At 35.9% G+C, this 12,334-nt stretch carries 13 protein-coding genes and 1 other annotated feature (1 of these 14 only partly in view); of the genes, 9 read left to right on the top strand and 4 right to left on the bottom strand.

Annotated elements, in window-relative coordinates; genetic code table 11:
• Nucleotide 1: 1 nt before the first annotated feature.
• The 4 genes from AC3WTA_RS11440 to mnmL form a co-directional block, all read right to left on the bottom strand.
• A complete protein-coding gene (locus tag AC3WTA_RS11440) occupies nt 2-682 on the bottom strand; it encodes a hypothetical protein (protein ID WP_000457768.1) in 681 nt (226 codons plus the stop codon).
• Between the two features lie 18 nt (nt 683-700).
• Nucleotides 701-1,534, bottom strand: coding sequence for an ABC transporter ATP-binding protein (locus AC3WTA_RS11435; protein WP_000959719.1), 834 nt, complete (start codon nt 1,532-1,534; stop codon nt 701-703).
• A 264-nt stretch (nt 1,535-1,798) separates the two neighbouring features.
• Nucleotides 1,799-2,371 (bottom strand): tRNA 5-(aminomethyl)-2-thiouridylate-methyltransferase MnmM, encoded by a 573-nt coding sequence (mnmM, locus tag AC3WTA_RS11430; protein ID WP_000764504.1) that lies wholly within the window; start codon nt 2,369-2,371, stop codon nt 1,799-1,801.
• Nucleotides 2,368-3,327, bottom strand: coding sequence for a tRNA modification radical SAM protein MnmL/YtqA (mnmL, locus tag AC3WTA_RS11425; RefSeq protein ID WP_000868026.1), 960 nt, complete (start codon nt 3,325-3,327; stop codon nt 2,368-2,370). Before mnmL ends, mnmM begins: the two co-directional genes overlap by 4 nt.
• Before the next feature lie 111 nt (nt 3,328-3,438).
• Here mnmL and AC3WTA_RS11420 point away from each other — a divergent pair, with 111 nt between their 5' ends.
• From AC3WTA_RS11420 to AC3WTA_RS11380, 9 genes are all read left to right on the top strand, one after another.
• The gene (locus tag AC3WTA_RS11420) at nt 3,439-3,702 is read left to right on the top strand and encodes a YtzC family protein (protein WP_000840869.1); all 264 of its coding nucleotides are present in this window, start codon (nt 3,439-3,441) and stop codon (nt 3,700-3,702) included.
• A 15-nt stretch (nt 3,703-3,717) separates the two neighbouring features.
• Nucleotides 3,718-3,867: a hypothetical protein gene (locus AC3WTA_RS11415; RefSeq protein ID WP_001129345.1), complete on the top strand. Its 150-nt coding sequence runs from the start codon at nt 3,718-3,720 to the stop codon at nt 3,865-3,867.
• A gap of 136 nt (nt 3,868-4,003) precedes the next feature.
• Nucleotides 4,004-5,026: a DUF418 domain-containing protein gene (locus AC3WTA_RS11410; RefSeq protein ID WP_000527740.1), complete on the top strand. Its 1,023-nt coding sequence runs from the start codon at nt 4,004-4,006 to the stop codon at nt 5,024-5,026.
• Nucleotides 5,027-5,267: 241 nt separating this feature from the next.
• On the top strand, nt 5,268-6,029 hold the full coding sequence (locus AC3WTA_RS11405; RefSeq protein ID WP_000165857.1) for an ABC transporter ATP-binding protein: 762 nt from the start codon (nt 5,268-5,270) through the stop codon (nt 6,027-6,029).
• 16 nt (nt 6,030-6,045) lie between these two features.
• Nucleotides 6,046-7,905 (top strand): FtsX-like permease family protein, encoded by a 1,860-nt coding sequence (locus AC3WTA_RS11400; RefSeq protein ID WP_000897807.1) that lies wholly within the window; start codon nt 6,046-6,048, stop codon nt 7,903-7,905.
• A 345-nt stretch (nt 7,906-8,250) separates the two neighbouring features.
• Nucleotides 8,251-8,817, top strand: a complete 567-nt coding sequence (locus AC3WTA_RS11395; protein WP_492332882.1) for a tyrosine-type recombinase/integrase — start codon at nt 8,251-8,253, stop codon at nt 8,815-8,817.
• Between the two features lie 34 nt (nt 8,818-8,851).
• Nucleotides 8,852-9,349, top strand: coding sequence for a cation:proton antiporter regulatory subunit (locus AC3WTA_RS11390; protein WP_001026048.1), 498 nt, complete (start codon nt 8,852-8,854; stop codon nt 9,347-9,349).
• Between the two features lie 3 nt (nt 9,350-9,352).
• On the top strand, nt 9,353-10,576 hold the full coding sequence (locus AC3WTA_RS11385) for a cation:proton antiporter (protein ID WP_000380164.1): 1,224 nt from the start codon (nt 9,353-9,355) through the stop codon (nt 10,574-10,576).
• A 258-nt stretch (nt 10,577-10,834) separates the two neighbouring features.
• On the top strand, nt 10,835-12,028 hold the full coding sequence (locus AC3WTA_RS11380) for an MDR family MFS transporter (protein WP_001137571.1): 1,194 nt from the start codon (nt 10,835-10,837) through the stop codon (nt 12,026-12,028).
• A 188-nt stretch (nt 12,029-12,216) separates the two neighbouring features.
• Nucleotides 12,217-12,334: a binding site (T-box leader), on the top strand (it continues 102 nt past the right edge of the window).

Here is a 12,334-nt window from a genome sequence, read left to right as displayed (position 1 = left end):
ATTAAAAACGTTTTTTGCGAATGACAAAAAGAAATAAAGTAAGTAATAAAAATGAATATACGATAGCCCAAGCTGTGAGCCATAGCGTGTGAGTCAGTATATTATATTTGTATTGTCCAAGCATTAGGAAGCTTTCGACAGGTGGTAAAAACCATAGAAACTCTTTCTTAAACCGGATTGAGGCGATCGTTATAAGTAATATAAATGTCAGGCTAAGCCAAGCTGTGCTTGCTTTTTGAATCATATTTCTAGTAAATAAAGTTGCAATTGAAATTCCTAGTATAGAGAAAGACATGTGAGCGAGAAATCCGACTAAAAATAAAGAAACTGTCATTTCTTCATTAAACATTTGCAAAAAAATTGGATAGATTACGGATATAAAAGATAAAACAGTACAAATGAGAAGAGCTGTAATATATTTACCAACGTATAATGCTGAAATATTATTTGTATGAGAAATAGTAATTTGTTCTTGTACAGGGTCTTCAGTATGAAAAATTGTGATTGTAATCCAGGCAGATAATAAATAAAGGGCGAGAGCTGTTTCTAAGTATGTTGGTACAATAGGAGTCGGTTTATATGTATATACAAAAAGTAAGCTCACAAAGTACATCGCAATAGGAGGGACGTACTTATACGATTTTGTATAGTCGAGAAAATGGTAACGAATAAGCGCGAACATAATAAACCTTCTTTCGATTTAAAAGTTAGGTTGTAGCAGTGTGATAGATGCTTTTTTATGTAATAAAAACTGAAGCATTTCGTTTGTATATTCTTTTTCGATTTGTAATTGAATAAGGTTTTGATTTGAATTGTGTACAACGTGTATAAATCCTAATTGTTTCCGTAGTTCTATCGCTGAAAATGTTTCGTGAACAATTGCTTCAATATAGACTTGTTCTGCTAATTTTTGCACAGAGATATTTTCCTTGATTGTATGATTTGCTAACGTCACAATTCTATCGGCGAAGTTTTCTAATAGTTGCTTTTCGTGACATGTGAAGAGTATAGATATGCCTTGTCGTTTTAATGAGAGTAAAATATGTTCCAATTCTTGCTGAGAGTTAGGATCGAGCCCAGAAAGAGGTTCATCTAAAATTAATAAATGGACGTCCGTAAGCAATGCTTGCATAATACCAGTTTTTTGTTTCATACCTTTTGAAAAGTTTCGTACAACGGAATGTCTTGCATGATGTAAATGAAAAGATTCAAGAAGCATCGGAATTTTATCTTTTAAATATTTTGTTGATAAACCGTGAATGTGGCCGAGATGATATAGATAATCTTCTAACGTAAAACGAATCCCTTCAGGAAAATGTTCAGGTACATAGCCAATTTGTATATGTTCTTTTTTTTGAAGTGTCCCTGCCGTAGGTGAAATAAATCCTGCAATTATTTTGAGTAGATTACTTTTTCCAGTCCCGTTCCCGCCAATAATAGCGAGTGCTTCTCCTTCTGGAATGGATAAATCAATGTTGTCTAGTATAAGTGATTTGCCATACTTCTTTTGAATTCCCCTTAGTTCTACTAGCAAAGTTCTATCCTTCTTTCTTCAAATATTGTATACATCCATTATATAGGAGAATAAGAAGAAGACGTGCAATGAGTGCACGTCTTTTTTTGTTATGTTTTGTCGAACGATCGATATATCTGAAAAATCGTTGATATTTTGTAAGTTATGATAGATATATCGAAAAAATCTTTGATATATTGGGAGTTACGATAGATATAATTGAAAAATCGTTGATATAATTCTCAAGCAAATTCCCGATTGGTGAGGGCTGATTAAAGTTTCACTTTATCGCTTCTCAATCGCTACAATAAATGGCGGGTTATTTTGCTGGTTAATGAAGCCATATCGCAGTACGTGAGCTTGTTTTTGGTCTAGTTCTTCTGCAAATTTGAGAACAGCGTCGCGTTCTACTTGTCCTTCTGGGTGTCCGTGGTAAATGACAAGGACGATGATTCCTTCAGGTGCCATTACTTCTAGTAATTGTTCAATTGCCGAGATTGTTGAGTTCGGCTTTGTAACGATGTGTTTGTCTCCACCTGGAAGGTAACCTAAGTTGAAGATTGCGCCTGTTACTTTTCCTTTCGCATCTTCTGGCAATATGGATGCAAGTGTATCGTGACTATCGTGAACTAAAACAGTACGCTCGAAAAGTTTTTTTTCTTTTAGACGGATAGTAGAACTTTCAATTGCTTCTTTTTGAATATCAAATCCAAATACTTTTCCGTTATCTCCAACAATTTCAGCTAGGAAGCAAGTATCATGACCATTTCCAAGTGTTGCATCTACAGCGTAATCGCCTTCTTTAACAGTCGTTTGCAAGAGTGTGCGAGCAAACGGTAATACACGTTCTAATTTCATTTTTGTTTCTCCTCATTTGCATATTTTCCTTGCCAGCTTCCGCGGCGTACAAATTCTGCATCGATGGAATTTAATACTTCCCATTTATTTAAGCTCCACATGGGACCAATCATTAAATCAGGTGGGCCGTCACCTGTGATGCGGTGCACAATTACGTCTTCTGGAATCATTTCAAGTTGGTCAACAACGAGACTTACGTAATCCTCAAGAGAAAGGAATTCTAGTTGTCCTTTTTCATATTGCTTCACCATTGGCGTTCCTTTTAATAAATGAAGTAAATGAATTTTAATTCCTTGTACATCAAGCTTCGCTACTTCACGAGCTGTTTCCATCATCATGTCGTAATCTTCAAGGGGAAGACCGTTAATAATATGAGAGCAAACTCTAATGCCGTGCTTACGTAATTTATTTACGCCTTCCACGTAAGATGGGTAGTCATGAGCGCGATTAATAAGGTTTGCAGTGCGTTCATGAACGGTTTGTAGTCCAAGTTCAACCCAAAGATACGTGCGTTTATTTAAGGCCGCTAAATATTCAACGACATCGTCAGGTAAACAATCTGGACGAGTCGCAATAGAAAGACCGACAACGTCTTTTTCTGCTAGAAGCGGTTCGAATTTTTCTTTTAACACTTCAAGTGGTGCGTGTGTATTTGTGTATGCTTGGAAATAAGCGATACATTTGCCATCTTTCCACTTTGAGCGCATTTTCTCTTTCATTTCATGATATTGCGTTATAACATCATCGCGGCGATCGCCAGCGAAGTCACCAGATCCAGCAGCGCTGCAAAATGTACAACCGCCATAAGCAACTGTACCGTCACGGTTCGGGCAATCGAAGCCAGCATCTAATGAAACTTTAAAGATTTTTTCACCAAATTCATTTCGTAAATGGTAATTCCATGTATGATAACGTTTATTGTCGTTTGTATATGGAAAAGGGTTTTGAACCTTCATTACTTTCCCTCCTAAGACGAGTCAAAATGAAACAAAATCCATTATAACATACTCATAAGGTTCAGATGGAAGGGACACACTAAAGGGGAATTGAAGCAAGGAGGGACAATTATGGCAGAGCGTCAATCACTTGAATCGTATATTACACAAGCAGAGCAAGCGGTGGAATATGCGAAAGAACAATTAGATCAAGGTATGAGACAAGAGCATTATAATACGATGGAGTATTCAGATGCACAGTTACAATTAGAACAAGCATATAACGATTTACAAACGATGCAGCAACATGCGAATGATGAGCAACGTGAGCAGTTAAATAGAGCACGCATGGCAATTCGCCAACTGCAACATCAAATGATTATTACACCGCACTAATAAGGAGTGAATGTAATGGCGAAACGTTCAGATCAAAATAACCCAGAGCAAAAAACGCAAAATGGACATAACGCTGAGTTTTCAAATGAGCTTGATCCGGTTGTGCAAGTGAAGCAGCGTAATAGTAAAAAAGGACAACCTCAAAGATCAAAACAATCAGAGTAAACCAGGTCGCAATATGACCTGGTTTTATTTTGCTATATGACAATAATGTAAGATTTCTGTAAGGTTTGCTGATAGTTGTAAGCTTACTTTTCCAGTAGAGTAAGGGAGGATTAAATTTTGGACAAGGAGTTGCTTTATGGGGAACAACATTACAAACAAACGAATTGATGAGTTAGATTACATTCGTGGCTTCGCATTACTGGGGATTATTTTAGTAAATATTCTAGCGCTACTGAATATTAAAGTGCCAGATCCTAATACAGTAGATGCTAGTTATCAAAGGTTTCTATACTTATTTGTGGAAGGTCGTTTCTTCTCGATTTTCTCATTCTTATTTGGAGTAGGATTCTACATCTTCATTACAAGAGCGATTGCGAAAGGGAAGAATGGGTACGTTCTATTTCTACGCCGCGTAGTTGCACTATTTATTTTTGGTTTAATTCATCAAATGTTTCAGCCTGGAGAAGCACTAGCCTTATACGCAATTTGTGGATTAGTCGTTTTACCGTTTTATAAAGCGAAAAAAGAAGTGAATTTAGTAATTGGTCTTATTCTTACGATAGCTTTTAGTATTATGGCAGCTAAGGAATTATTACCATTAGGTTTAATTTTATTAGGTCTTGCTGCAGGGCAGTATAAAGTGTTTGAAAATCTTTCAGTGAAAATCAAACAAGTCGCTATTTTTACAGGCATTATGTTTGTTTTAAGTGTAGTAGCTATATGGTATCAATATGGGCATGTTCCTGCTAATCCATTTGTAAATATGATAATTATGAATGAAGATGGAACAATGGAAGCTGCAGGTCAATTCTTAAAAATTGGTGTTACAGTTGGACCAATTATTTCAGCTTTCTATGTAGGAGCATTAATTTTATTACTTCAGTTAAAACCAGTTCAAACATTGTTAGCACCATTGAAATACTACGGTCGTATGGCTTTAACGAATTATATCGGACAAACTGCAATGATTTTAATTGCTGGTAGTGTATTTAACTTTGCAGAAAACTTAACGTATATTCAGACGTTATATGTGTGTATCGCAATTTATGCAATTCAAATTGTGTTTAGCGTAATTTGGATGAAAATCTTTAAGATGGGTCCTCTAGAATGGATTTGGCGTGTTATTACGTACTGGACGGTAACACCTTTAAAGAAATAGACTGTTCCTTTTGTGGAACAGTCTATTTTTATTGTCATCTTTTTTCGATAAGTCGATATTCCTTTGAGAATCGCCGATAAAATTTCATTTATCAATGAGGTTGATCCAAAAGAAAACGAACCTTACACGCACGCCTTTTTTATATTACAAAAGTGTAAGGTAATTGTAATGTTAACAAATAGCAGTTCGCTTCCAAAAGGCGCAAAATAGGTAATGGAAAAACAAGCGTAGGAGGATATATATGACGAAACCAGTTGTAGACGTGAAAAACGTTCAAAAAGTGTACGGTAAAAAAGGTGAGAACCAATCACACGCATTAAAAGGTGTTTCATTCTCAATTCAAGAGGGTGAATTTGTTGGAATTATGGGACCATCTGGTTCTGGTAAAACGACATTATTAAATGTAATTTCAACGCTTGATAAAGCAACGGGCGGCGTTGTTGAAATTGCGGGTACGGACATTACGAAAATGAAACAAGGTGAGCTTTCTGATTTCCGTTCACAAAAGTTAGGATTCATTTTCCAAGACTTTAACTTATTAGAGAACTTATCTATTTATGAAAACATCGCACTTCCGCTTTCCCTTCAAGGTGTTTCATCACGTAATATTGGACCGAAAGTAGAGAAAGTAGCGAATATGCTAGGGATTACAGAAATTCTTCAAAAGTATCCATCTGAAGTATCTGGTGGACAAAAGCAGCGTTCAGCAGCAGCGCGCGCGCTTGTGCATGAGCCAGCAATTATTTTAGGGGACGAGCCAACAGGAGCTCTTGATTCTAAAAATGCAACGAGCTTACTTGATGCGATGACAAACTTAAATAAAGATCAAAGCGTATCGATTATGATGGTTACGCATGATCCGTATAGTGCAAGTTACTGTCAGCGTATTTTGTTCATTCAAGACGGTGAACTGTATAAAGAAATTCATCGCGGTGGTACGCGTGAAGAGTTCTACAAAGAAATTTTAGATGTACTTGCAGATTTAGGTACACAAAAAGCGTAAGAAAGGAGGTTCCAGTATGTTATTTAAACTTTCCATGTCGGGGCTGAAAAGTAAGCTGAAAGATTATATCGTCTTACTTGTTGGTCTTGTCATGTCTATCTCAATTTTTTATATGTTCCAAACGTTAGCGCTGAATAAAACGTTTATCGAATCTAACTCAGTTATTCAATCAATTGGATTCGTATTCCAAGCAGGTTCATTTTTACTAGCCATTATAACGTTCTTCTATATTTTATATGCGAACTCTTTCTTATTATCTCTTCGTCAAAAAGAGTTTGGTATGTATATGATGTTAGGAGCAAAAAAACATAAAGTTACATTGCTTATGTTTATTGAAACGATTGTATTAGGTGCTGCGTCTCTTGCAATTGGTATTACAGTTGGTGTAGGACTTGCAGAAGGTATCGGTCAATTATTAATGAAACAATTGGAATTCGCTGGTGAAGGATATAAAGCATTTTATCTACCATCTATGACTGTTACTTGCATTTTCTTCTTCGCACTATTTGTATTATCAGCAATTATGAACAGTATTAAGTTATCACGTATTTCTGTACTGCAACTTGTACATGCAGATGCACAAACAGAGCGTGTTGCAGTAAAAGGAAAAATGACAGGTGTCGTTGCAATCCTTGCTGTTATTTTATTAGGAATTGGCTATGCATCAATGATTTATATGGAAAAACTAAGAGAAATGGGAATCCTTATTGCATTAATTACAACAACAACTGGTACTTACATGCTATTTGGATCACTTCTTCCAGTTATTATTAAAAAGTTAAAAAGTAATAAAAAGCGTAGTGAAAAAGGGCTTAACGCTTTTACATTTGCTCAATTAAATTTCCGCATTAATAGTTTAACGAAAGTACTCGCGACAGTAGCGATGTTAGTAGCGCTTGGAGCTGGTGCGATTTCAGGTGGTATGGCGTTTAAAAATAACGTTATAAAAATGGTTGATGGTTTAGTAATATATGATTCAGTAGTTCATAATCCAACAGCTGAAGAAAAGAAAATTTTAGATGGTATTACATTTAAAGAGAAAAATGAATATCGTTACAAAGTTGATGATAAATATGTTTATTACGTAAAAGAAGATTTAGAGAAAAATCGTCCTTTAATAAAAGATATGGCGAATATGAAGTCGATGAAGGATTTAGTGAATACAAAGAACGTTTCAGCGGAACTACCAGTAGGTGCAGTTTCTAGAGAAATGAATGAAAAAGATGCGAATACTAAAGAGCTTTCAGTAGAATGGGTAGATGCTTTTAGTACAATTCATCCCTATTATATAAGCGAAGATCATGCAATTAAAATTGTAGATCAAAAAATGTACGATGGGATAAATGGTAAAGAAGGTATAGCATTTATCGGAAAAACAGAAGACTTTTTAACATATACAAAAGAATGGAAAAAACTTGACGAGTTGCAGCTAGATAAATATAAAAATGTAACAGCTGAAAGAATGAGCAGTAAATATCAAACTTACGATATGTTCTATGGGATTGCGAGTGGAACAGTATTTATGGGGTTCTTCCTTGGTATTGCATTCTTAGCAATGATGGCAAGTTGTTTAATGTTTAAAATTCTTTCTGGTGCATCAAAAGATATTACGCGTTATCAAATGCTTCGTAAAATCGGTGTGCGCCGTGAGTTATTAACGAAATCGATTTATAAAGAGCTATTCTTAGTATTCTTATTCCCAGCAATTCTAGGTATCGCTCACGTATTAGTTGGTATGAATATTTTCGGATTTATTCTAGTTGATCCGTACTTCCGTATTTGGGTACCAATCGTAATTTTTGTAGTTATTTATGCGATTTATTACTTCATTACAGTTCAATTGTATAAAGGAATTGTTCTTCCAAAAGAAGATTAATAGGGAAAAAGTCGAGTGAAAGTGCTCGGCTTTTTGTATTTTCAGAAAAAAACACTTTAATGTTACTGAAATATATAATATAATATAAATAAGTAACATAGTATGTGAGTATCAGCAACCGAAAAGTGAAAGGAGGAATCCGATCTATAGGAAGAAGCTGAATTTGTACCCCCCTATTTTTTCTACCCACACCGTATTTGTACAATCATAAATTTCTAAATGAAAAATTGTCGTAAGAGTATATTGTGAAAATAATGGATAATACATGGAAATCTCATAGCATGATAAGGTAAAATGGACAGGATAATGAGAAAATTACCGTTCATAAGATGAGGAGATACATGTATGGAAGTTGTAGAGGCATTAAAAGATATAAGCCAAATTGAGGATATGAAAAAGTATTTAAAAGAGCACTCGCAGCGAGATTATCTTTTATTTGTTATTGGGATCAACACTGGATTAAAGATTACGGAGCTACTTAGTATGAAATTTGAAGAGGTATTAAATGAAGATGGAACTGTTAAAGAGTTTTATTCTCTTCCTGTAAAAGATGAAAAATTTAAACAAGATATTTATTTAAATACAAAAGTAAAAGAAGCGCTTTTAGAGTACGTACAATCTATTGATACTCAAAGAGAAAACTACGTATTTCAATCTAATAAAACGACAAATTCAATCTCGCGCCAACAAGCGTATCGTGTTATCCATAGCGCAGCTGAAGCGGTTGGGATTGTTGGAAAGATTGGAACGAATTCAATGCGAAAAACATTTGGATTTCATGCGTACAAAAGAGGAATAGCGATTGCGCTATTGCAAAAGCATTTTCATCACGCAACTCCATCAGAGACGCTCAAGTATTTAGGAATCGCAAAAGATGAGAAGTTTAAAACAGAGATTGATGTAGATTTGTAAAAGCCGTAACTAAAAACTTTAGGAGGCGGAAAATATGAATATTAGAGAGAGTGAACTACCGGGCATTGGATGTAAATTCGAAGTGATAACAAAAGGTAATGAAAAAATGGTTATCGTTATTCATGATGATGGTCGAAGAGAAATGTATCATTTTGATGCGGATCACGATGAGAGTATTTCAAGCATTTCTCTTCGTGATTCTGAAGCGAGACAAATTGCGGCTATATTAGGCGGAATGGTATATAGGCCGCAAGCGCTAGACACAATTGAGATGGCTTTTGAAGGATTATCAATTGAATGGTTTAAGGTGGAGAATAATGCACCAGTAGTACAACAAACAATTGGTAGCTTACATGTCAGAAAAACATATAACGTAACGATTATTGCTATTTTGAAAAAGAATATGAAGAAATTCTTTAATCCAGGTCCAGACTCTATTATTGAAGCTGGCGATATGCTCGTATTATCGGGTGAAAGACATGAAGTGAAAAGAATTATTAATGAATTGCTTTCAGCAGGAGGTGATTCCTAATCGATGGATACTTTAATCTTTGAAGTTGGAACTGCGTTAGTATTAGTAGCTTTTGCAGCTATCCTCGCTGCGAAGTTAAAGTTCTCGATTATTCCGTTTCTCATTATACTCGGTATGTTAGTGGGGCCTCATGCCCCAGATTTAGGACTTATCGATTTAAGGTTTATTGAAAGCGGAGAAGTTATTTCCTTCCTCGGCCGTGTTGGCGTCATATTCCTCTTATTCTACTTAGGTTTAGAATTCTCAATAAAAAAATTAATTAAATCAGGAAAGTCGATTGCTTTTGGGGGTAGTGTTCATATATCGCTTAATTTCATATTAGGTTTACTTTATGGATATGTTATGGGATTCCCCTTATTAGAAACATTAATTATTGCTGGAATCATTACAATTTCATCGAGTGCAATTGTTGCAAAAGTAATTGTTGATTTAAGAAGATCTGGTAATAAAGAGACTGAATTAATATTAGGAATCATTATGTTTGATGATATCTTTTTAGCTGTATATTTATCAGTCGTTTCAGGGTTAGTACTCGGTGGTGCAACATCATTTGTAGGTGCTCTTACATCGGTGTTAATCGCGGTAGGGTATATGCTACTATTCTTTGTAATCGCTAGAAAAGCTACGCCGTTTTTAAATAAAGTATTAGATATTTCGTCAAACGAAATTTTTATTATCGTAATATTCGCTATTTTATTCTTTGTAGCAGGATTTTCAGAAACGATTCATGTTGCTGAGGCAATTGGAGCATTATTGTTAGGACTCGTCTTTTCTGAAACAGAGCATAGTGATCGGATTGAGCATCTCGTCGTTCCATTTCGTGACTTCTTTGGAGCCATATTCTTTTTCAGTTTCGGTTTAAGTATAGATCCGTTTTCACTTGGAGGAGCAGTGTGGTTGGCATTAGGAGCAGTTTTCATTACGCTCATCGGTAATTTTACAGCTGGAATGATGGCGGGACGTAAAGCCGGGTTATCGCATAAGGCTTCTACGAATATCGGTTTAACCCTCGTATCACGCGGAGAGTTCTCCATTATTGTAGCCAATATTGGCATCGCGGGTGGTTTAATGGCAACGATTAAACCGTTCTCTGCACTGTACGTTTTAATATTAGCATCGTTAGGACCGTTATTAACGAAGGAGTCTGGGAGAATATACTCTCTACTAGATAAAATATTTAAATGGAGTGCGAAAGAACGTGCGAAGCGAGAAAAAGAAGTTGGATAGTATAAAAAAAGGGAGACTGCATGAATTTCATGCAGTCTCCCTTTTTTTTATATATTGTTGTTGATGTCGTTTTTCGTCGGTAAGTCGATATAATTAGAAAATCGCTGATATATTTTTAAGTAGCAATCCATATAATTTCATTTACCGAAAAACCATTATCTGAATTTCATCAACTATTAATCAGTTGCCTTCCTATTTAAAAACGACTACAATTTTACTGTTATAGATGAACGAAAAAATAGAATAGGAGGGGAGACTATGCCAAGGAAAGTATGGCTATTAGTAGCTGGGATGATTATTAATGTCACGGGTGCTTCTTTTTTATGGCCTTTTAATACAATTTATTTGCATGATCACCTAGGAAAATCTTTATCTGTGGCCGGAATGGTATTAATGATCAACTCGCTTACTGGTGTAATCGGAAACTTGCTCGGCGGTGTTTTGTTTGATAAATGGGGCGGTTACAAATCAACTTTAGTAGGGATTGTCATTACACTCGTATCGATTTTAGGTCTTGTGTTCTTCCACGGTTGGCCGTTATATGTTGTGTGGTTAGCATTAATCGGCTTTGGTTCTGGAATGGTCTTCCCATCGATGTATGCGATGGTCGGTACGGTTTGGCCAGAGGGCGGAAGACGAGCATTTAATGCGATGTATGTTGGGCAAAACGTTGGTATTGCGATCGGAACAGCGTGCGGTGGTTTAGTTGCATCTTACCGTTTTGATTATATTTTCTTAGCCAATTTTGTTTTGTACTTTGTTTTCTTCTTAATTGCTTTTATTGGATTCCGTGGTATGGAAGACAAGAAAGAGCCAGGAGTGCAAAAAGAAGTCGAAACGAAAAAAGGCTGGACACTTACACCAGGATTCAAAGCACTTCTTATCGTATGTGTAGCATATGCTTTATGCTGGGTTACATATGTACAGTGGCAAGGGGCGATTGCGACTCATATGCGGGAATTAGATATTAGCCTCCGCCATTATAGTTTATTATGGACGATAAACGGAGCGATGATTGTTTGTGCGCAGCCACTTGTTAGTATGTTAATTCGCTGGATGAAGCGTTCTTTAAAACAACAAATTATGATAGGAATCGTCATTTTTGCGGCGTCATTTATTGTGTTAAGTCAAGCGCAGCAATTTACGATGTTCCTCGTTGCGATGGTGACGTTAACAATCGGTGAGTTATTCGTATGGCCAGCAGTTCCGACCATTGCAAATATACTTGCACCAAAAGATAAGTTAGGGTTTTATCAAGGGGTTGTAAATAGCGCAGCGACTGTAGGGAAAATGTTCGGACCGGTCGTTGGCGGAGCAATTGTTGATTTATACAATATGGAAGTATTGTTTATAGCAATCATGGTAATGCTTGTAGTAGCGATTATTGCAACGAGCATGTATGATAAACGAGTAAAAGTAGAAGAAACAGTTGAAGAAAAAATTGCAGTTTAGTTTGACGGAACATGTAACATGTTTTAGAATATATTTAAATAAAACAACCTTTTGAACAAGGGAGATAGCTCGGCTGTCCTAAGACGAATTCGTTAGTTAGTAAGAGTAACGATTAACCGAGAAGCCTTAGCTTTAAGTAAGCTCTTTAGAGATACGAAGTGGTGGGTAGTTCACATTAACTTATATTTGTAATAACAGTGAGAAGGAGTAGTAGTAATAGAAGCTGGTTTAGAGAGTTGACGGTCGGTGCAAGTCAATCCACGTTTCGTTATGAACTCGCCTTTGAGTTGCAGTTGTGAAACTAAC

Source organism: Bacillus sp. EB106-07-01-XG149, from assembly GCF_058791555.1.
This window is presented reverse-complemented; position numbering and strand designations above follow the sequence as displayed.